Raw genomic sequence first — 20,382 nt, 5'->3', positions numbered from 1 at the left:
GTAGGCAAGAATGGTGGGCGGCGCCGCGATCGCAGTCACGACGACTAAGCCCGCTCTAACAACAAGTTCGAAAATGGCGGCCATCGTTGCACTCTAACCGCCGCCGCAGGACCTTCCTACAGAATCACCGCCAGTCCCAACAGCCCAGCCACCAGCGTCGTCGCGATGATCGACGAGCGGAGCGTGAAGCGGCGGCCGAGCCTCAGGGCGGCTAAGCCGGCGAGGGCAATGATGAGGGCTGCATCCGAGAGATGCATTTATACCGTCGGTTGGAATAGCCCCGTGCCCCGCCCCCGCTTCACCCTCCGCGTGGAGGCAACTCATTTCGGCGACGACCAAGTTTTGCCGGTGTTTGGCAATGCGGCGTCCAGCATGTCCAACTGTTTCTGATGTAGGGGGTTGTTTTGGACGTCGAGCTGGTCGAGGTTTTTAAGATCGTGCAGCGGGGTACAATCGACAATCTGATTGCCTGCCGCATCCAACATCACCAAGTTGTGCAAACTTGCCAACGGAGATAGATCGGCGATTTCGTTTCCTCGCACTGACAGACAATGGAGATCCTTCAGACGGGAAAAGGGCGGCAGGTCTCTCATGTCGCACGCTATAAGCGACGCGAGACGCAGATGCGGCAACCTTCCACGATCGTTGCAGCGAAGCTCTTTCCGGTGCAGTCGATGCTGACTACTTTCTGAAAGTAGTCATCGTCAATCAATGAGCGTAACCATTGAGGGGCGGAAGGGCCTGTGGGGAAGATTTGGTTTCCGCTCACCACATCGACGACCGGTTCTTCCCAGTCGAAGTTTACGTTGCCGCCGAGCTCAACTAGAGGGTCGACGCAGAACCGAAGCGCGAATCATGTGTGCGGTAAGGTGCATCGGGCGTCACCACGGCGTTGTGGCGTGCGATCGGTTGCATGGACGCAACATTAAGACCGGCGGCGGCATACTGCCAACGGACCGACCATGAGCATCGCCATCCAGGCGGTCGACGGTTCAGGAACGACTCCGACGGCAAGTCTGCCGGATACGCTCGTGATCCGAAACGTCACGCGGTCGCTCCCATACAGGAGCGTGCCCTGAAACTGCTGACCGAGCGTCCCAGTAAGCAGCACGTTGTTGAATGTCCCGCTGACTGACGCGGCGCGCAGGAAGTCGAACTCGGAGCCAACTGCAGGACTGATTCCCGTGCCAAGCGAAAGGGTGAGGGTGCCTGAAAGTTGCGCCGTTCCCACTGTTAGCAGACCAGTACCGGCGCCTTTTCCCGCCGGCGCCAAGCCAGGTTGCCCGAGGACCACGTCCAGGATCCCCGTGGTGGTTTGGACGAATGTGGCGTTTGGCATTAACAGGCCGCCGGACAGTCGACCAGGAATAACGCGACCGCTGTTCTCAAAGCGGCTCACCAAGATCGTGCCACTGCCGCTCACCACGCCGTTGCTGATCATGTCGTCGCCGGTCACGCTTGCGCCGGTGTTAAGCTGCATGCTGCCGGCTAGTCGCCAAGAGGTTGCGGCGCCAAGGTCGACGTGCAATCGCGCGTTTGTTGCCAGCTTGATCGCTCCGTTGTAGACATTATCGCTGCCGCCGCGGACGATCTGGCGCGGCGTCAAGTCAAGCTGACTGTAGGCGCGCAGCTCAGTTTTGTGATTGGTCGCGTCGCCTCCCCAAATGAACGTCGTGGGATTGATAATGCTCGCTCCATCGACCACGAGATCGCCGATTTGATTCACTGTGTGCAGGCCGCCGATTCGGCCGCTGCTCATCGTCGTCAGCCTAGGCAATACTAGTGACGAACCATACGCGAGCAGTTCACCGCGTGGCTTCAATGTTACAGGAACGCTGAACGTGTATGTCGTTGGGATTCGCGTGTAAACTCCTTCAGTGCTGGCGACCTGGCCGGGCAGTACCAAAGCAGTGCTCGCCGTTGGTCCGACGACGACGCCAGTCGTGGCCGGATGCTGCCAAATCGGATCTGGCAGATCGACCGAAGTGACCCCGGCAATGGCGAGGGAACCTTGGCCTTCGAAGAGGACGCCGCTCAACGTCGTCGGCCCAGCGAAGGTAATCTGATCATTCGCGTCGCGCACCGTGATCTTCGTAGATCCGTACAGCGTCATTGGCGCGCCGATCATGCCCAGGCCATCAACGTCCATCTGTCCGTCAAATGTCATCAGTCCGCCGCTGCCCAGCCAAGCCGCTTGATCAGGCGTTGACCCGCCGCGAAATTCAAGCTTCCCGTGATTTCTCCAGGGTTGAAAGAACGCCATTTTCCGGCCCGGACCGATGGTCGCCGTTCCGTCGAAGTCGTCAGACAAAGGGCCGGCGACGATCAAATTTCCGCCCACCGCCCGAACGCGTCCAGCTTCGGCGATGCTATTTCCATCGAGGTCGAGTTTGCCGCCGCCGGTTGTTGCCAACGTCAATTGGCCGCCGAATCCTATGAGTTGGAAAGCGCCTCCTTCGATAGCTCCATTGTTGGTGAGCGTACCGCCGATTTCGACCCGGCCTGCTCCCAGGAGGGTTCCCTGCACGCCAATCGACGCATCGCCTTTCACAACCAGCGTCGCATACGCATTCTGCAAATTCACGCGTCCGTTGACGAGATCAAGTCGCGTGGTCTCGAATCGCGAAATGCCGGAGATCAGCGAACCAATATTCAGCGCTCCGGTCTTGCCGTACTGGTTGCCCAGCAGCGTGCCGCCGACGACGTTGTACTGGTTATTGTTGACGAACACCTGCGAACTATCGCTAATGGTCACCGACGCGGCCGAGCCGCTGGCCGCCATGATCGCGATGCCGCCATTTCGAACAAACACCTGATTGTCCGCGTCGGGTATGGCGCCGCCGATCCAGTTCAACGTGTCATTCCAGTTTGTTGAGTGGTCGCCCAAATACTCCATTCGGGGGACGTCAAACGACATCGAGTTTCCTTCGTCGGCGAGCCCCAGAATGTCGCTCGTCGAAGGGAGCTTGCGCATCCCGAGAGCGACGGAGGGGTACATCAGCGACTGCTCGACGCCACCGTGCATGTCGACGTTTTCGTTGAGGGCCAAGGCGTGCCCGCCAATCGTCGAACCGGCGAAGTCGTAGTCGTCATCGTTGGGGTTCCAATTGTATCCCAGCATGTGGCCCATCTCGTGCAGCACGGTGGTCAGCATGTCGTACTTGCCCATCGCCGCCGGTGCGATTGCCGGCCCGCTATAGGCTGCTTCCATCAGCGGCATCGTCAAGCCGTCGTACGCGTTGTCGACAGCTTGTGGATTCGTGGCATCGAGTTCGCCTACAAGCAGAGACTTCATCAAGAACTCGCTATTTTCAAATGGCGTCGGATCGAAGAACCAATCGATCGCAGCGCCGTTGTCCGAGGAGGTGTCGATGACCATGTTGTCCCACGACGTGTCGTAGTGCCCCAACTCGCTGCCGCCAGTGTTTTCATAGGAAAGGTCAAAATGGTAAACAGCGGGGTGCGATTGGCCGTTAGGTGCGATTTGATACGCATTGATGTAGTCGGACCAGATCTGCCCTGCAGCGGTGACAATTGCCATAAGTTTAACGCCGTTGGGATCAAACGACGGGCGTGCATCTTCGTCGTAAGTGAAGCTAATCGTGGTGGCCGCGGCGGGTGCGGCCAGTGCCAGCCACGCGGTCAGCGTCAGCAAAGTCCCGCAGATAGCGGAGTTTTGTCGGCGGCTAAATTGTCGGTTCATGTCGCACCTCGCTGAGGAATTGGAACGAGCTGATCTTTCAGCTCAATCTCCAAAGCGGTGTGGCGCAAGAAATGCAACCGAGCCAGGTCTCTTCGAGGAATGCCGGAAATCACGGAGGCTCTGGCGTCGCTCGATTGGGCGGCGGGGGTTAGGTCGTGTCGGCGCTTTGTCCCCAACAAAAAAGAGCGGAATTGCTTCTCGCGGCTTTGCCGCCTCGGAGCGAGATCCGAGGGCGCCCAGTGCCCGCGTCCCAGCGGGACGCCCTATAGTAACCCAGCGATTCATCGCTGGGTCAACGCCCGTGGGTGAAGCGCTAGTCCCATAGGGGGGACTAATATGCTGGCCGATGGTTCAATCGTCCATACGGGACGTCATTGCTGTCCACGGCAACTTTCCCAGCGATGAATCGCTGGGCTATGTTGACGACGTCTTGCTGGGACGATGCAAATGCAACGAGGTCGTCCCCGAACTGATGCTGCTCGTGAGTTCCCGAACTCCGCGGGAGCTGAGTAGCGCCGATTGCCGCTGGGGGCGCTGGCAGGGCTGCCAGTGTGAAGCGCCGGATGAGGCTGTGTGCGGTTGGGGTCGCAGTACATTATCAGGAGCAACAGGTCCGTAGCAAACGTCGTTCGCGGGCGTTAGCTGACGGAGGCCGAGCACCCGCTACTCACGCGCCGCTGCAAGTGGCGCCCCTGCGAGGATGCCAGCTTACGCGGGTAGTGAAACCGTTGCAGGGGTGATGTTCGCGGTGCAGGATGATCCCCGGGGTAGCTCGCGGTTGCGATCAACCCTGGGTTAAATCATGAATCGCCGATGGCGTGGGGGGAGTTTCGCGTTCGCGAGTTCGGCATGATCAGGCCTGGGAGCCAAAAGCATGCCACATGGGGGATGGCGCGAGCGAATCAAAGGCGTGAGCGTCGGCGGCAGCCGCCGGTATCAAACCGCTTCACCGCCCAAATTCAATGAACTTGCTCCACCGACTCTTTTTCCCGAGGCGCAAGACGATCGCCGCACCCCCCGTGGCGAACAGAAGACTAGATGGTGCTTCGGGAATCGTCGGACCGTTGATTTTAGCCAGGAATGGGTCGCGCGTTCCGTTGTAGGCATATCCAGAAGTGTAAACGCTCCCCAATCGATCAGCCGCCACGCCGAGACTTTCGCCCGCCAGCGGCGCCAAATTGTAGGTCCACAGCGGATCGCCGGCAGCGCTGAGCTTCATCACGAATGGGGATCGGCCGACATCATTGGAACCGGAAAAACGAATCGTGTTGAAACCTGCGATGTACGCATTGCCGTCGGCGTCGATCGAGACGCCTAGGCTGACGTCGTCGAATTCACCTCCATACTGCCGGCTCCAGAGAAGATTCCCGCGATCATCTAGCTTACTGATGAAAAAGTCGCCACTGCCGGCGTTGGGAACCTCGAGGCTTCCTTCCGTGTAGCCGGTGACATAGACGTTGCCGAATGAATCGGGGGCGACGCTCGTGCCAAAATCGTCTCGGATCGTGCCGAACTCGCGGGTCCAAAGCTGATTGCCGGCTGCGCCATACTTGATCACGTAGGCGTCGAATCCGCCGGCATTGTACTGTCCGCTCAACGCACTGCCGGCAGAGCCGGTGATGTACGCATTCCCAAATTGATCGGCGGCGACGTCCGAACATCCGACGTTGGAGTCACCGCCGATTTGACGCGTCCACAAGATGGCGCCGCTGCCGCTGTACTTCCTCAGGAACGCATCGGGCCCTCCGAGATTCGCAATCCCCAAACTCCCGAGCGTCGTGCCGGCGACGAACACGTTTCCGCGGTTGTCCGCCGCGACGCCATTTCCAAAATCGGAAGACGGAGTCCCGATTTGTCGAACCCACTTCTGATTGCCCTCTGAATCGTACTTGCCGACAAACGCATCACCCATGCCTGCATAGCTTCCGCCAAGGCTGCCGATCGTCGTCCCGGACACGAACACATTTCCCAGCTTGTCGGCCGAAACGTCTTCGCCAAAATCACCGCCGACGTCGGATTCCAGCTTTCGCAGCCAGACTCGTCTGCCGAGCGAATCGAACTTGCTGACAAACGCCGAGTCGCCCGAACTCGTCCCGGCGGCAGTGCGGCTCGTCGTGCCCGTTATATAGATGCCTCCCAGGCCGTCGCATGACACAGCGCGACTAGCGTCGTCGATGTCGCTGCTCACATATTTCACCCATTCGGTCGTCTGTGCCCGGAGGCAAGCAACATGAACGAGTGAGATCAATACCGCTGAGAGCCTACATACAACTGGCGGTGACAAGATTGGAAAACGACTGGTCAGCATCATTGGCGTAACTCCAAACGATGTTCGCGCAGGTGAGATTGCTTCGGTTGGCCGGCGATGCGGGTGATCTCCCAACGACTGCCGATTCGTTGAGGTGATGATCAACTCCTGACGCGACGGAAATAGTACCACGGAGGCCTAGCGGGACTTTAATCGAAAGTTGTGGGCGGCAGGGAAATGAAATGGTCAAATATGAAAAAAGTAGGTTTGGACATTGTTGTGAATTCGGCGGTTGCCCGGCCTTCGGCAGCGTTCGATAAGTTGGAATTCTGTTTCCTTTGAAAACGAAGAGACCTGAAGGAATTCCGGGCGATCGACGGGTGTCCAACTTGCTCAGGCCCAGGACAACATACTGTGTAAATAGGTACATTAATGCATAGATAGACGTCGGGGCGAGCGGCCCGCAGCAGGACCAACGTGGTTTACTCTTTCTTAGCGTTCAACGCTTTGGCAGTGCGATCCACCTCTCCGGGCGCCAGTTGCCACGTCTTTGCCCCAGCGGAGACGCTGACTAGCCGAATTTGCTCGATGTTCACAGCAGCGAAGCGCTTGCCGGCGTGAACGAGTGTCACTCGAATATTTCCCTTGATTACTAATTGTCCAAAGTCATTTGGATCGAGTTTCAACGTGCTAACTGGCTCAAATACTTGCGAGTCAAGTCGCTGCCAAGCGGCGTATTGGTCCCAACTGTCGGGCACGCCAAAGCGAGTCTGCAGAACCGGTTGACCATCTTTCTCAATACGTGCTTGCAATAATCGTTGACCAGGATGGGAGCAGCCGGCACAAAATGCGAGCATGATTCCCACCATTGCAGCGATAGTCTGACGATTGTACATGCGCTCCCCCTGACACGGCCGAATAACGCTTGGCGTACCGCCCTACTGCTAATAGTGGCCCTGGCAATCTACAGTTGGCGAAGGTCGAGTCGTCGAATCTCCTGAAGGCCTGCCTCATCCCTGCGGGCGGCGAAGGCGGCGTGAGGAAGGCTAAGGCCGCCGATTACGGCGATGTTTTATCCAACTGGAAATGCCGCCGCCGATCCCGCCAATGATCGCTCCGCCGATCGCATACGCGGCGAGCACAATCTCGGCGCCGAGATAACCGCCATAGAGGGCGGCCTGGCCGAGCATCATCGCGCTTGCGACGATCGCGCCAAGGATGGCGCTGACCGGAGCTGATTTAAGTAACGCACTGCCAACAAGTGTGACCAAGACGACGATGACTATGCCCGTGAATGCTTGAAAGTCCGAAGGTCCACCGTTAAAGGACGCAAGTGTGAGCATCTGAGTGCCTCAGCGAAGGGGCGAGCGGCGCCGCCCACTCTACCGCCCCAGCTCCCCGGCCGCAAACATTTAACTTTCACCATGGACCGATCAGCTTGTCGATAGTGGCCAGAGTTGTCGTGCAAGCGAATGCGGACATTGCGGCGAGAGCGATCGTAATTCGGCGGGCACGTCGACCGTCAGCACCCGCAAGACGCCGGGCGGCAGCTCCTGAAAGCACCCCGAGCGCAATCGGTATCAGCACCCATCCCAGCGCAGCGTAAATCGGTAACCCCAGCATCGCCGGTAGGACTCCCTGCCAGCCAGTCACCATCCCCGCAATCGGAACCGGAAACTGATAGAGAAGCGCCGTCAGTCCCGCGAGCGGGAACATAAATGCGACAGCTAGTAAGCCGCCTAAGGTGAGAGCATTCATGCCCACACTATACCCGCTGGCGACGGGCGGGGCGAAAGCAGCACTAGCCCTCAGCCTCCCGGCCGGGGGCAGGCGGGGCGGGACGGCGGGTTCTTAACCAAAGGCCGAGTGAGCTTGTCGCGACTAGCACCCCTCCAGCCGCTGCACAGACGGCCGCATCTCTTTCGGTCGCTCGTCGTAGCAGACGGATCACATCGCTGTATCCGATAGACTTGATCGTTGACGATCCCGTCCGTAGTTCGTCGACTAGATCGCTCGCCAAACCGAACGTGCGGGTCTCAGCGATGGCTGCCCAAAAGAGCAGGAAACAACCGATCGCGAGATTCATGGCGAGGATGGATTTCATGCCCCGCATTTTAACCGCCACCCGGTCGTGTTCCTACAGAATCACCGCCATCCCCATCAGCACAGCCGCAACCGTCGTGGCGATGATCGCCGAGCGAAGCGTGAAGCGGCCGAGTACCATTGTCACACGCGCCGTGAACTACAGCGCCCCAATCGCGGCCCAAAACCCCAGTAGTGCAGCGACCAACGTCGTGGTGATTAGTACCGAGCGCAATGTAAACCGGCGGTGGGCTTGGACCGCAGCGATGCCAACTAGCGCGAGCAATAAGCCCGGAAACCAAATCGGGAAAGATACGACGCCATTCTTTACGCCGAACCTTCCGTACTTGCGATCTTCTTCGGCGAACGCCTCCGGGGTCCAGTCAGTCGGAGTCGAAGACATCCCCCAGCTTTGGTAGACCGCGTCCTTCGGTCGCGGAGAAAGGCGTACAATCATCGCAGCACCGCCGCAGAAGTCTGCAACAATAGCCGAGTTCCGACCTGGGACCGAACTGATGAACGTGTCCCAGTAGGTATAGCTTCTCCACCAAAGGGCCAAGCAGCCAACGCTCGCCGCGAAGCAAACGGACGCCAGGGCGTAGCGGAGGTAGGTGAGCATGCCGCCAGTATAGCGGAGTTCGCCAGCTACTTCCCCACCCGCTATCGTGAGGGGCCTGGAAACGGCAATCGTCGCGCAGCAGCCGCTCCCAGTGAGGTTCAAGCGTTGTTCTCAGAGTCTGAAGTCGACATGCCAAATTTTGTAATCTCTGACGATCAACTGGACGCCGAACTGCTTCACTGAAGTTTAGGCCAATCTGCCGCACTCCCCCATGCCGCGCCCCCGCCCTCCGCAGAGCGTTAGTCCCAAGCACGAGACCGGCGCTTTAGCAAGGTCACTTCACTCGTCCGTGCTGATGGATGATGAGCACCGTGACCAAACAGAGCAACGGGACCGCGCTCCACCAATGCGAGTCGATCCTGGGATCGAACTTTCCATAACCCGCGATGCCAAGCACCGCCGCTACGTAGGCCGTCCAGAGTAGGGCGAGTCTCAGGTTGAAACGCATGGCCTAATCACTCACCACTTTAGCTTCTTACCCTCTCATCCCTGCGGGCGGCGAAGGTTGCGGGCGGGCGTTCACTTCTTCCGCGATAGCCAAATGGTCACGGCGATTGCTCCGACTGGAATGGCGATCAGCGCACCAAGAATCAGGAGTTCAAACGGCTCCAGCATTGCGCGCCTCTGCTGAAGAACTTGACTGGTAGTACGCCCGCCACTCTACCGCCCCCGCTCCCCGGCCGCAAACTCTTGACCAAATCAACGTCTCTAGTCTAATGCATGCTCATGAACCAAGTCGTCGCTAGGCGGGTGAAAGAACGTGTTATATGGACCCAACTATCTCCGACGAGGCCGCGATTGGCTATTTAGTCGTCATCTTCGTCTGTCTCGGATTGTTGATTGGGCTGCTTGTCGTTTACGTTCACACGCGCGGACGCTCGGGTCCGATATCTGCTTTAGTTTTCGTAGTTTGTGGTCCTGTGCTAGGAATCGTCCTGTTTTTAATCGATGCGTTTCGGATCTTGGCAAGGCCAGAGCAATCCCGGCTCGCTAGGCAATCGGCATGGTTCGACGATTTCTCCGTCGTAGCCTACGTGGGAATGGAGGCGGCATTTGGCTTGGGGGCCAGCCTAATTGCTTCGCTCATCTACATGTACAGCATTCGCCACGAACTCGATAATTGGTGAAAACAGGAGTCTATGGACCCTTGTCCTTCCCCGCACTATACCCGCTGGCGACGGGTGGGGCGAAAGCAGCCCTAGCCCCCAGCGTCCCGGCCGGGGTCAGGGATTTAGCGCTGGTAGAAATCCACACCGAAGAGCACGACCGCAGCGGCCATCGTGACGTAGCCGGTGAATCGGTAGAACCAAGCGTCTGCAAAGAGCCCGTCACCGTATGACTTGCGGCGTCTGTCAGCTAGATATTCAGCAAAGCAGACGTTTGCGAATCCGCCGGTCAGCCATAACGCAGCCATCAATGCCATGCCCCATTTTAACCCCCGACAAACCTGCTTCCTACAGAATCACCGCCATCCCCTACATCCCAGCAACGATCGATAGGGTCCCCTTTCTCCTTGCTCGGAGATTTTGAATCACCTCCCGCCCTTTCGCGTGTTGGGAACCGCGAGAGTAGTCTTCGCGTCGCCAAAATCGCGCTTGTGGTTGCCTGCTGGGGGCCCCACGGCCCTGTGGAATGTTTACCACCGCCCACCGCCGAATGCACGCGACGGGTGTAGCTAGTCAGCGTCCATCAATAGATCTATTTCGGGGTGGTCAGTGCTTGCCATTTGAACGTCCCGGGGTCAAGCTCTCGGCATGTACGAGACGCCGCCACAATTTCACGTCGCAAGACTCAGACGGCGGGGACGACGCTAGGGTTCCGCCTTCTTGAACCCAGCCTTAATGAGTTCCTAGTAGCCGGGCGTTAACGCGTGCACCTCATAACCTTGCTGATTTAGGATTCTAGCAGCCGCTGTTCACGGCATTCCAACGACGCAGAAAGTGTAGGGAACCTTGTCCTTAGTCAGCGTCTGATCCAGTTTTTGCGATGTCTCGGCTATGCTGTTCTCCGCCCAATATCACTTGGCTTTTCGCCGGAGAGTCAATCGGTAAGTTGAGTCAATGGCGAATAACCATGGATCTCTCAAACATGGACCATCCTCGCGCTCGTCGCCGCGAGCACCATCATGCCGGAACCGACGTCGGCGTGGCTGCTCATGACGGCAGTCGCCGCCTTCGCAGATGGCCGGCGCATGCAATGAACAGTCACCTCGAAGTTTTCGCACTTCCATCCAGAGAACGGCTCTCTTGATCTACAGGGCCAACGAACATCATGAACCGATCAATGAATTCGCAAGTCTCGTTTCTCGCAATGACATTCCTATTGGCATGGATCTCTGCCGAAGGGCTGGCTCTACGCGACTCTCGGGCCGCGACCCTCTCTTGGGACGGCACCGGAACCAATTGGAATGTGCTCTCCTCCTGGTCGGTGCTCTCCAACAGCACGACGCCCGACCCGGGGGCCAAGCCCGGCGCCAGCGATACGGCGGTGTTCAACATCGAAACTGTGAATTCCACACAAAACCTCTTTATGGACGGGCCGCAATCGATTCGTTCTTTAGTTTTCAGTAGCTTAGGCCATGTGACTTTGCGCGGGTCGGCCAGCGGCTCGACCCACACGGATCTGACGGTTGGCGTAGGCGGAATCACAAATTCCGGAGCCAACATACACGCTACTGCCGCAGACGTTGTCGTTCACTTGGCCGCTGCCCAAACGTGGAGCAGCGACGGCGAATTCGGCCGGCTCCTCTTCGATGGACCTGTGATGATGGGGCCGAACCGACTGACGATCGACGGCAACGGTTCGACGAACGTGTTTGGGCCGATTAGCGGCACAGCGGGCATGACCAAACAAGGGAGCGGAGACCTCAGCCTCAGCGCGTCCAATAGTTTTACGGGCGGGTTCGTCATCCGAGGGGGAATCGTGGGTCTGTTCGACGACGGCGCGCTCAATGCAACAGCCCCCAATCCCGTCGCATTCGAGGCGAGCGGAACGTTGGGTCTTTTCGGTCATTCGGTCTTCGTGAGCGGGTTGAGCACCGCGCCGGGCTTGACCTCGGCGGTCGTTGAGAACGGCAGCCCCACCAATGTGTCAACTCTCACTGTGGCGGTCGGCGCCGCGACGACCAACACCTTTGCCGGCGTCATCCGCAACGGCGACAGCGCCCCGTTCCGCCTGAAGAAGTCCGGCGCGGGCGTGTTGCATCTTACCGGCGCCAACACCTACACCGGCCCCACGACGGTCGAGCAAGGGACGCTGAGAGTCGACGGGTCGATCGCAGGCGAGATCACAGTGAAATCGGGGGCAGCGCTCGCTGGCACCGGCGCGATCGGATCAGCAGTGACATTGGAAGCGGGCGGAACGCTGGCTCCCGGAAACTCCGCGGGAGTCATGAGCGTGGGGGGGCTCTCCATGAACGACGACGCTACACTTGTCATGGAAATCGGCGGCCCGGTCGCTGGTGCTCAGTACGATCGAATCGTGACTGCCAATTCGTTTGGAGCGCTCGCGTTTAATGGCACGCTGCAGGTTTCGCTCATCAACGGCTTTGCACCGATTGCAGGGCAATCGTTCGATCTGTTCGATTGGAACTTTCGGCTCGGCGCTTTCGACGCGATCAATCTCCCAGCCTTGGGGCCGGGATTGGCTTGGAACTCGTCGCTGGTCTACAAGACTGGCATGCTGAGTGTCGGCCTGGCGGGCGACTTCGACCTCGACGGCGATGTCGATGGCCACGACTTCTTATTGTGGCAGCGGGGCGGTTCGCCCGCTCCGCTAAGCGCGGCGGATCTCGCGTCGTGGAAAAGCAACTTCGGACATACGTCGATTGTTGCGGTTCCCGAACTGAGTTCCCTTGCGATGACTCTAATTGGAACGTTCGGCATCTTTCAATTTCATCGGCTAATCGCGTAGCGAAAGCAGCCCTAGCCCCCAGCCTCCCGGCCGGGGGCAGGAAGTGGGCTGCGCCAGCTCGCCGAGGCGCAACGCGACCCCGAAGAACTGACGCGACGCGAGCAGAGCGACTTTCTCGGGGAACGGAACGAAGCCGGCGAATGGTTTGACTTTCATTCGCTTCGGCACACCTGCGGTGCGTGGCTATCGCTTTCTGGCTCGCACCCCAAGACAGTGCAAACGATGATGCGGCATAGCACGCCGGTGTAGATGAATCGTTACGGTCATATGCTGCCGGGCGCCGAGGCCGAAGCAGCTGACCGGTTGGGGGCAATGGTTAGTCTCCGGAGCGCCGATGACGACGACCAAGAAATCTCGCTGAAAATGACCGGTACGGACTCCCAAGGCGCGCAGCGCCTGGCGCAGTAGTTGGGGCGCGAAAGCAGTCATTTGGGCGCCGCGCCGTGCAACGAACTTGGGCAGAGAGAAGGACAGGGAGCGGACGCGGGCATCAGCCCGAAGCCCCTACGCAAGCAACAGGTTACGCGAAGCGGAGCCGCGGGTTGCGAGCAGAAACGAGAGCGGAGGGCATGGGATTCGAACCCACAACCCATTTCTGGGCACCTGATTTCGAGTCAGGCCGCTGGCCAATTCGCTTACCCTCCAGCGGAAGATTTCTAAATTTAGCCGCGCCGCCGCCGCTGGGCAATGACGAACCTTCAGCCCGGTGTTCGACCGACCGGCTCGGCCCGCCGACCAATCAAGTAATCGCGCTCTCCCCGCCCGCCAGCAGCCGACAAACTCGCGGCAACGCGCAACATCCGCGACGCCGCCTCCGCGCCACCGTGTCCCCAAAAAAGGCTCAGCCCCTCATCTCGCGTCGCATTGCGCCGGCGACGCACGCTGGGGCCAGTTCTAGCGGTTTCGCGCAAGATGCCTGGTGCGCGCTGGCGCGGCAAAACTTTTGTCATCTCTTCCATTTCCGGACGATAGCTGGGGTATCCTGACCAACTCCCACTTACCTCCCCCGGCAGCTCTATGGCGAAGGAAAAAACTTACCGAATCGTCACGCGCGGCAAAAACGGTGAACTCCGGGCTCGCGACTACGAGCACCAAGACGCTGTCTTGCGCATGCACACTCAGATCGGCATCGACGATTGCAGCACCGACCTCACCCTTCGCGGCATGCCGGTCTTTCGCGGGTTGATCGGCCCGATGCCCGAAGGCAAGGGAGTCGTCCGCTACGAGACCCCCGAGGTGTTCGAGAGCCTCACGAAGGAATGGGGCGCCACCGGCTCAGGCCGCAAGTCGCGCCGGCGCGTTAGCGGGTAGCGACGCCAGGTGAGGCCGCTGGCCGCTGCCGACGTCATGGCGACGGCGTGGCAACCGCCGGCGACAACGGCTTATGCACAATTCAGCCGCCCAACTCAGTATCGACGAACATCGTGACGAGCAACCCGAACGCAGTAGCAACATGAACGACACAATCGCGCAGGCCGCCGGCCCGCGCGACCTGCTTGGCTGGGACGACACGAACGCCGCTTGGGAATGCCCCAAGCGGCGTTTTCGTTTTACCCTACCAATCAGGTAAACTCTCCAGCAGCAAAGCCCGCAAGCAAACCCAGCGACAAGCATCCAGATCTCCAACATCCAGCATCCAGCATCGAGCCCACCTACCCCACCGACGCCCATTCCCACTCCCATGCCTACGCAAAACAAACAAATCCTCCTCGCCTCTCGCCCTCACGGCGAACCGACGCTCGATAACTTCAAGCTCGTCCAAACCGAACTCCCCTCCCCTGCCCCCGGTCAACTCCTCCTACGCAGCCTCTACCTCTCGCTCGACCCCTACATGCGCGGCCGGATGAACGAGGGGAAGTCGTACGCCTCGCCCGTCGAAGTCGGCGGCGTCATGGGGGGCCAGGCGGTGACCGAGGTCGTCGAGTCGAACCACCCCGACCATCGCGTCGGCGAGATCGTCCTCGCACCGATTGGTTGGCAGGAGTACGCCCTCAGCGACGGCGACGGCCTCCAAGAGATCGACCCGTCGCTGGGCCCGATCTCCTACGCCCTCGGCGTCCTCGGCATGCCGGGCCTCACCGCCTATACGGGTCTGATGAACATCGGCCAACCGAAGCCGGGTGAAACGCTCGTCGTCGCCGCGGCGTCGGGCGCCGTCGGCTCGGTCGTCGGCCAACTCGGCAAACTGAAAGGCTGCCGCGTTATCGGCATCGCCGGCGGGGCTGAGAAGTGCCGTTACGTAAATGAGGAGCTCGGGTTCGACGATTGTCTCGACCACCGCGCGGCCGATTTGGCAGGCCGACTGAAGGCCGCGTGCCCTGACGGCGTCGACGTCTACTTTGAGAACGTCGGTGGCGAAGTCTTCACCGCGGTCTTCCCGCTGCTGAACAACTTCGCCCGCATCCCCGTGTGCGGCCTGATCGCCCACTACAACGCGACCGAGCTACCGAGCGGCCCCGACCGCGTGCCGCTACTGATGCAGAACGTGCTCGTGAAACGACTGACGCTGCGCGGCTTCATCGTGAGCGACTTCGCCGCGCAGTTCCCGCAGTTCTTGGAAGAGGTGGGCGGCTGGGTGCGCGCGGGTCGGATCAAGTACAAGGAAGACGTGAGCGAAGGGCTGGAGAACGCCCCGCGCGAACTCATCGGCGTGCTGCGTGGAGAGAATTTTGGGAAAAAGATTGTGCGGGTGGGTACCGTCCCTCGCGAAGCTTGAGATTGAAGCAGCTGCGTCAAGCGAGTCGCTACCGCTTTCGCGAGAATGCGGCGGATGGCATGCTGTCGCCGAGCGTCGGCATGCTGACGTGGTCGCTCGCGTCTTCTTACGCTTCGACATGCTTACGTTAACGCTAAAGCACGCCACCCAGAGCGACTTGAGCCCGTCGCCGCAACGACTCCCCCTCCCGCAAGCCCCTTGATAGCGGCCTCTGTGGTATAAGTCTGCCGCCAACTCCTGTCGGCGGCGTCGCGGCAGCGGGGCGGCAGGCGAGACGAACCGTCACCAGCGCGCTCGTGACGCGACAGTTGTCGTCACTGTCGCGACCAGTCGCGTCCTAACTGGAGACCGAACAATAGCTTACGCATGTTATCGCAAAAATCGCTTTCTCGACACCACTCGCGCCCCCTGCCACACGGTGGTTCGACCGGTTGGCGAGGCCCGGCCGTTGCGCATCAAATATAAACAATCAGACCGGCCAAGAATCGAACGGCGCCGCTGCCTTACGGTTCGCCCAGGCAGTAGAGCATGTCCTGAGGGCCGTCATCGGTATGTTCAACCACGCGCGAATAGATTCGACCGCCGCAGATCGCCATGCTCGCCATCACCTGGTCGCCGAGCTTATTGACGGCAATCTGGTCATATTTTGTCGGGTCCGCGCGGAAGATATACGTTTCGCCGCTCTCACTGGTCGCGTAGATTGCGTCGCCCATCAGCACGGGCGAAGCGCTGAACTCTCCGCCGAGCCGCTCCTTCCACATCTGCTCGCCGGTATCGCTTTTCCAGCAGGCGGCTACCCCTGCGTCGAGAACGCCGAACAAATAACCGTCTCGCGCGAGCAGCGACGGAACGTAAACGCGATCGCGAGTTTCCCACGCCACCCTACCAGATCCGTCGGCCAGCACGGCGGCCAAGTGGTTCTTGGGATAGCCGCCGCTGCAAAAGACGCGCTTGCCGTCAGAGACGGTCGACGTGACGCACTCGGTGGTGGCGCCCGGGATCTCCCACAGCGTTTCGCCGCTCAACGGATCGAAGCTCGAAAAAAGCCCGCAGCCCGTCAAGAAGAGCTGGTCCTTGCCATCGACGTTCAGAATGATCGGCGAGGTGTAGTTCGGCTCTTCGGGGCGATCGCGCTTCCAAACAATTTGCCCCGACCTGCGATCAAGCGCGGCGAGGACGCCTCCGGCGTGACTGTCGGCCGCGGCGATCACGAACGATTGGTAAATCGCGGGCGACGCTCCGAAGCCTTGGTGGATTGTGTAGTCACAAATCTTCGTTTGCCACAGTTGCTTGCCGTCGAGCGCAAGAGCCGTGACGAAGACGGCGTCGCTGTTCGCAAAGTTGATGAAGACTCTTTCTCCATCGCAGGCGACGGTACTGGAGGCCGCCGACGACTTCTCATTCTTTCGCATGAGGCCGCCCCGATGGACGACGGTTTCCCACAGCTGCTTGCCGTTCGTGCGGTCGTAACAAACGACCGACTGCGTTTGTTGTTCTTCATCGGCCGTGGCGAGGAAGACATGGTTGCCGACGACGCTGGGAGAACTATGCCCGCGCCCCGGGACGCGACTTTTCCAAACGACGTGCGACGAACCATCCCAAGCGGTCGGCGGGCGCTGCTCGGGGTTGGCTTCCCCGTTGCGGTTGGGCCCCCGCCACCATGGCCAGTCCTCGGCGCTCACCGAGATGCGATCATCCACATGCTGCCCATGCGCCAGTGGCATGAGTTCCACGACGGCGAGAATGACAAGAACGCGAATCAAGGGCGACAAGTGCTCACCTCGCTCTGCTCTAATGCTTAAGAAGTCCGCGCTGCGATGTGGCCGCGGCGTTTCGAGATGCTGCATAGTCTAGTCCGCTCGGACCGCGCCGAGAAGCGAGCAACCGCATAACCCGGCGAAGGAACTTCGCGTCATTCGCGGCCTCTCCAACCGCTCATCTGGTATCATGAGAGGGCGGTCGACGGCCGGGATCGCACGCAGACTCATCGGCAGGCCGGGAGACGCCCCGTGCGCTCCACACTCGCTTGGACGGCGTCTCGTCAATCAATCGCATGTCACGCACGCACTTCGTCATCCTCTGGAGCCTCGTTTTCGGTGGCGGCCTCGCATCGGCGCACCTGCACGCCGAGCCGAACGCGGAGGCTTCGTTTGATGCTGCCCAAGAGTTTGACGACTCCATCGCATCGCTGTTGGCCCGTCGCTGCCTGGAGTGTCACAACCCCTCAGACATGAAGGGCGGGCTGGACCTGACGAGTTCCGCTGCGGCGCTGGCCGGCGGTGACAGCGGCCCTTCGATCTCGCCCGGCAAGCGTGAGAAGAGCCTGCTATGGGAAAGGATCATCAGCGACGAGATGCCGCCGAAGTCGCCGCTCTCGGCGGCTGAAAAAGAAATGCTCGGCGATTGGATTGCCTCGGGGGCAGATTGGGGACGCGAGTCGATTGATCGGTTTCGCTACACCAGCGACGTGCGGGCCGGCTACGATTGGTGGTCGCTGCAGCCGGTGGTGCGCGCCCCGGCGCCTGCGGTCAAAGATGCGAAATGGCCGCGAAATCCGGTCGATGCCTTCGTCCTCGCAAAATTGGAAGCCGAGGGGCTTGCGCCCTCGCCCGAGGCGGATCGCCGGACGCTGCTGCGCCGACTGGCGTTCGATCTGACGGGCCTGCCCCCCACGCCCGAAGAGGTTGCCGCGTTTGTTGCCGACGTCGATCCTCGAGCTTACGAGAAGCAGGTCGACCGGCTGCTGGCCTCGCCCGACTACGGCGAGCGCTGGGCTCGCCACTGGCTCGACGTCGTGCGCTTTGGCGAAAGCAATGGCTTTGAATACGACGAGCCGCGGCGCAATGCGTGGCCCTATCGAGATTGGGTGATTGCGGCGCTGAATCGCGATCTGCCGTTCGACGAATTCGCGCGCCAACAATTGGCAGGCGATGTGCTGGCCCCCGATGACGCGGAAGCGATCAAGGCGACGGGCTTTCTGGTGGCCGGCGCCTACGATACGGCAGGCCAGAATCAGCAGAGCGACGCCATGAAGGCGGTCGTCCGTCAGGATGAATTGGAAGACATCGTCGGCACGACGTGTCAGACGTTCTTGGCGCTCACTGCCAATTGTGCGCGTTGCCACGATCACAAATTCGACCCCATTCGGCAAGTTGAGTACTATCAGCTCACGTCCGCCTTGAGCGGCGTCAGGCATGGCGAGCGCGACGTCACAAGCGCAGCGGAGCGGGCCGAGTTCGCGCGGCGCTCGGCGGAGACGTCCGCCGAACTTGCCGAGCTCGCCGCGCAGGTCGAGGCCCTCGAATCTCCCATCCGAGCGCAGATTCGGGCCGAGCGCGCCGGCGGTTCGGCTGCAACGGTCAGCCCTCCGCGACCGCTAGTGCGTTGGGATTTCGACGAGGGTCCTCACGCGAGTCAGGGGAATCTGCCGGGCACGCTCCATGGCGGCGCTCAACTACGGAACGGCGCGCTATTGCTTGACGGCAAGGAAGCATTCGCGGCGTCCGCGCCGCTGGAAACGGAGTTGCAGGCCAAAACGCTCGAGGCTTGGGTCTCGCTGGCCGACCTGAAGCAGGGCGGCGGCGGCGTGATGTCGGTCCAGAGTTTAGATGGAGCCGTCTTCGATGCCATCGTCTTCGCCGAGCGCGAGAGCGCTTGCTGGATGGCCGGCAGCGACGGCTTTGCTCGCACGCGCAGCTTCGGCGGCCCGCCCGAAACCGAAGGCGATCGCGAGTTGGTACATGTTGCCATTGTCTACGCCGCCGACGGCGCCATCACCGCCTATCGTAACGGCATTCCTTACGGAGAACCCTACGTCGCCGATCCGCCCGTGCGCTTCCAGGCGGGGGAAGCGCAGGTCGTCTTTGGGTTGCGGCATGGTACGGCCGGCGGGAATCGAATGCTTGCTGGATCGATCGATCGGGCCCAGCTTTACGACCGCGCGCTATCGCCTGCCGAAGTGGCTGCATCGGCGGGCGCTGCGAGTGAATACGTCTCGGAGGAGGCGCTCGTTGCGAGGCTCTCGCCGGCTGAGGTGGCAACCCGAGCTGCACTCCTCACGCGTCTCGAAGCGCTCCGAAAGTCGACGCCTGTTTTGCCGAACACGACCTGCTATGCCGTCGCGCCTCGCCAGCCGGAACCAGCACGATTGTTGCTGCGAGGCGACATTCGTCTTACCGCCGACGTCGTCAAACCGGGGGGCGTCGCCGCTCTGGCGGGCGTGCCAGCCGATTTCGGGCTGAGTGCGGACGCGCCCGAAGCGGAACGTCGAGTTGCTCTCAGTCGTTGGATCACGGATCCCCGCAATCCCTTGTTCCCGCGCGTCATTGCCAATCGCGTCTGGCAGTATCACTTTGGCATTGGTCTAGTCGACACGCCGAATGATTTCGGATTCGGCGGGTCGCGGCCGAGCCACCCACTACTGCTCGACTGGTTAGCAGCCACACTGATCGACGAGCAGTGGAGCCTGAAGGAGCTTCATCGACTGATCGTGCTGTCGGCAACCTATCGCCAAACGTCGCGGCCGATTCCCGCCGCCGCTCGGCTCGACGCCGAGAATCGTTGGCTCTGGCGGAAGAGCCCCGTGCGCCTGGAGGCCGAGGAGGTGCGAGACGCCGCACTCGCAATCGCGGGCGAACTGAATGCGGTTCGGACTGGGCCCGGGTTTCGCGACTACAACGAGGTCCTCCGTTCGGGCACGTATACGTACGAGCCGGCCGACCCGCTGGGACCTGAGTTCAATCGCCGCAGCATCTATCGCGTCTGGGCGCGCGGCGGTCGCAACGGCTTGCTTGATGCGTTCGATTGCCCCGACCCGTCGACGACGACGCCGAAACGGGCCGTGACGACGACGCCATTGCAGGCGCTGGCGCTGCTCAACAGTTCGTTCATCTTGCGCATGTCGGAGAAGCTTGCCGAACGCGTTGTGCGCGAGGTCGGTGAGAACGTGTCCGATCAAATTGCACGAACCTATCGGCTCGCCTACATTCGCGACCCGTCGGACGAGGAAGTCTTGATCGCGCGCCAGGCGGTTGAACGACACGGGTTAAGCGCGTTGACTCGGGCAATCTACAACAGCAACGAATTCCTATACGTCGATTGAT

At 60.5% G+C, this 20,382-nt stretch carries 17 protein-coding genes and 1 tRNA gene; 6 read left to right on the top strand and 12 right to left on the bottom strand.

Annotated elements, in window-relative coordinates:
* Positions 1-116 precede the first annotated feature (116 nt).
* The 9 genes from I41_RS27410 to I41_RS27405 all read right to left on the bottom strand — a co-directional run bounded on the left by I41_RS27410 (position 117) and on the right by I41_RS27405 (position 9,100).
* A complete protein-coding gene (locus I41_RS27410; protein ID WP_168207006.1) occupies positions 117-257 on the bottom strand; it encodes a hypothetical protein in 141 nt (46 codons plus the stop codon).
* 63 nt (positions 258-320) lie between these two features.
* Entirely contained in the window at positions 321-593 is a 273-nt protein-coding gene (locus I41_RS18655; RefSeq protein WP_145434445.1) for a leucine-rich repeat domain-containing protein, read from the bottom strand.
* 332 nt (positions 594-925) lie between these two features.
* Positions 926-3,703 (bottom strand): PEP-CTERM sorting domain-containing protein, encoded by a 2,778-nt coding sequence (locus I41_RS18650; protein ID WP_145434444.1) that lies wholly within the window; start codon positions 3,701-3,703, stop codon positions 926-928.
* A gap of 946 nt (positions 3,704-4,649) precedes the next feature.
* Complete coding sequence (locus I41_RS18645) at positions 4,650-5,900, bottom strand: SBBP repeat-containing protein (protein WP_168207005.1); 1,251 nt, start codon at positions 5,898-5,900, stop codon at positions 4,650-4,652.
* Between the two features lie 533 nt (positions 5,901-6,433).
* Complete coding sequence (locus tag I41_RS18640) at positions 6,434-6,847, bottom strand: hypothetical protein (RefSeq protein ID WP_145434442.1); 414 nt, start codon at positions 6,845-6,847, stop codon at positions 6,434-6,436.
* Positions 6,848-6,997: 150 nt separating this feature from the next.
* Entirely contained in the window at positions 6,998-7,294 is a 297-nt protein-coding gene (locus I41_RS18635; RefSeq protein WP_145434441.1) for a hypothetical protein, read from the bottom strand.
* A gap of 76 nt (positions 7,295-7,370) precedes the next feature.
* The gene (locus I41_RS18630; protein ID WP_145434440.1) at positions 7,371-7,709 is read right to left on the bottom strand and encodes a hypothetical protein; all 339 of its coding nucleotides are present in this window, start codon (positions 7,707-7,709) and stop codon (positions 7,371-7,373) included.
* Between the two features lie 484 nt (positions 7,710-8,193).
* A complete protein-coding gene (locus tag I41_RS18625) occupies positions 8,194-8,652 on the bottom strand; it encodes a hypothetical protein (RefSeq protein WP_145434439.1) in 459 nt (152 codons plus the stop codon).
* A gap of 274 nt (positions 8,653-8,926) precedes the next feature.
* Complete coding sequence (locus I41_RS27405) at positions 8,927-9,100, bottom strand: hypothetical protein (protein WP_168207004.1); 174 nt, start codon at positions 9,098-9,100, stop codon at positions 8,927-8,929.
* 319 nt (positions 9,101-9,419) lie between these two features.
* Here I41_RS27405 and I41_RS18620 point away from each other — a divergent pair, with 319 nt between their 5' ends.
* Positions 9,420-9,779: a hypothetical protein gene (locus I41_RS18620; RefSeq protein ID WP_145434438.1), complete on the top strand. Its 360-nt coding sequence runs from the start codon at positions 9,420-9,422 to the stop codon at positions 9,777-9,779.
* Between the two features lie 104 nt (positions 9,780-9,883).
* On the opposite strand, the gene I41_RS18615 is transcribed toward I41_RS18620, so the two are convergent.
* A complete protein-coding gene (locus tag I41_RS18615; protein WP_145434437.1) occupies positions 9,884-10,075 on the bottom strand; it encodes a hypothetical protein in 192 nt (63 codons plus the stop codon).
* Between the two features lie 860 nt (positions 10,076-10,935).
* Between I41_RS18615 and I41_RS18610 the strand changes: the two genes are divergently transcribed.
* Both I41_RS18610 and I41_RS27400 read left to right on the top strand, forming a co-directional pair.
* Positions 10,936-12,564, top strand: a complete 1,629-nt coding sequence (locus tag I41_RS18610; RefSeq protein ID WP_168207003.1) for an autotransporter-associated beta strand repeat-containing protein — start codon at positions 10,936-10,938, stop codon at positions 12,562-12,564.
* 249 nt (positions 12,565-12,813) lie between these two features.
* Positions 12,814-12,972: a hypothetical protein gene (locus tag I41_RS27400; protein WP_168207002.1), complete on the top strand. Its 159-nt coding sequence runs from the start codon at positions 12,814-12,816 to the stop codon at positions 12,970-12,972.
* A gap of 153 nt (positions 12,973-13,125) precedes the next feature.
* On the opposite strand, the gene I41_RS18600 is transcribed toward I41_RS27400, so the two are convergent.
* Positions 13,126-13,208 (bottom strand) — tRNA-Ser (locus I41_RS18600).
* 373 nt (positions 13,209-13,581) lie between these two features.
* Here I41_RS18600 and I41_RS18595 point away from each other — a divergent pair.
* Positions 13,582-13,875: a hypothetical protein gene (locus tag I41_RS18595; protein ID WP_145434435.1), complete on the top strand. Its 294-nt coding sequence runs from the start codon at positions 13,582-13,584 to the stop codon at positions 13,873-13,875.
* A 370-nt stretch (positions 13,876-14,245) separates the two neighbouring features.
* The gene (locus I41_RS18590; RefSeq protein ID WP_145434434.1) at positions 14,246-15,280 is read left to right on the top strand and encodes an NADP-dependent oxidoreductase; all 1,035 of its coding nucleotides are present in this window, start codon (positions 14,246-14,248) and stop codon (positions 15,278-15,280) included.
* A gap of 503 nt (positions 15,281-15,783) precedes the next feature.
* On the opposite strand, the gene I41_RS18585 is transcribed toward I41_RS18590, so the two are convergent.
* Positions 15,784-17,052, bottom strand: a complete 1,269-nt coding sequence (locus I41_RS18585) for a PQQ-binding-like beta-propeller repeat protein (protein WP_210420999.1) — start codon at positions 17,050-17,052, stop codon at positions 15,784-15,786.
* A gap of 281 nt (positions 17,053-17,333) precedes the next feature.
* On the opposite strand from I41_RS18585, the gene I41_RS18580 reads away from it, so the two are divergent.
* Positions 17,334-20,381, top strand: coding sequence for a DUF1553 domain-containing protein (locus I41_RS18580; protein WP_145434433.1), 3,048 nt, complete (start codon positions 17,334-17,336; stop codon positions 20,379-20,381).
* Position 20,382: the final 1 nt, after the last annotated feature.

This window comes from Lacipirellula limnantheis (genome assembly GCF_007746075.1).
In the GTDB taxonomy this organism is placed as follows: Bacteria; Planctomycetota; Planctomycetia; order Pirellulales; family Lacipirellulaceae; genus Lacipirellula; species Lacipirellula limnantheis.
The sequence above is the reverse complement of the archived record's forward strand: the minus strand, read 5'-3'. Positions and strand labels throughout refer to the sequence as shown.

Bases quoted from the DNA above. Each gene is read 5' to 3' on its own strand.
- I41_RS27410 (WP_168207006.1), bottom strand. From the start codon at position 257: ATGCATCTCTCGGATGCAGCCCTCATCATTGCCCTCGCCGGCTTAGCC.
- I41_RS18655 (WP_145434445.1), bottom strand. From the start codon at position 593: ATGAGAGACCTGCCGCCCTTTTCCCGTCTGAAGGATCTCCATTGTCTG.
- I41_RS18650 (WP_145434444.1), bottom strand. From the start codon at position 3,703: ATGAACCGACAATTTAGCCGCCGACAAAACTCCGCTATCTGCGGGACT.
- I41_RS18640 (WP_145434442.1), bottom strand. From the start codon at position 6,847: ATGTACAATCGTCAGACTATCGCTGCAATGGTGGGAATCATGCTCGCA.
- I41_RS18635 (WP_145434441.1), bottom strand. From the start codon at position 7,294: ATGCTCACACTTGCGTCCTTTAACGGTGGACCTTCGGACTTTCAAGCA.
- I41_RS18630 (WP_145434440.1), bottom strand. From the start codon at position 7,709: ATGAATGCTCTCACCTTAGGCGGCTTACTAGCTGTCGCATTTATGTTC.
- I41_RS18625 (WP_145434439.1), bottom strand. From the start codon at position 8,652: ATGCTCACCTACCTCCGCTACGCCCTGGCGTCCGTTTGCTTCGCGGCG.
- I41_RS27405 (WP_168207004.1), bottom strand. From the start codon at position 9,100: ATGCGTTTCAACCTGAGACTCGCCCTACTCTGGACGGCCTACGTAGCG.
- I41_RS18620 (WP_145434438.1), top strand. From the start codon at position 9,420: ATGGACCCAACTATCTCCGACGAGGCCGCGATTGGCTATTTAGTCGTC.
- I41_RS18615 (WP_145434437.1), bottom strand. From the start codon at position 10,075: ATGGCATTGATGGCTGCGTTATGGCTGACCGGCGGATTCGCAAACGTC.
- I41_RS18610 (WP_168207003.1), top strand. From the start codon at position 10,936: ATGAATTCGCAAGTCTCGTTTCTCGCAATGACATTCCTATTGGCATGG.
- I41_RS27400 (WP_168207002.1), top strand. From the start codon at position 12,814: ATGAATCGTTACGGTCATATGCTGCCGGGCGCCGAGGCCGAAGCAGCT.
- I41_RS18595 (WP_145434435.1), top strand. From the start codon at position 13,582: ATGGCGAAGGAAAAAACTTACCGAATCGTCACGCGCGGCAAAAACGGT.
- I41_RS18590 (WP_145434434.1), top strand. From the start codon at position 14,246: ATGCCTACGCAAAACAAACAAATCCTCCTCGCCTCTCGCCCTCACGGC.
- I41_RS18580 (WP_145434433.1), top strand. From the start codon at position 17,334: ATGTCACGCACGCACTTCGTCATCCTCTGGAGCCTCGTTTTCGGTGGC.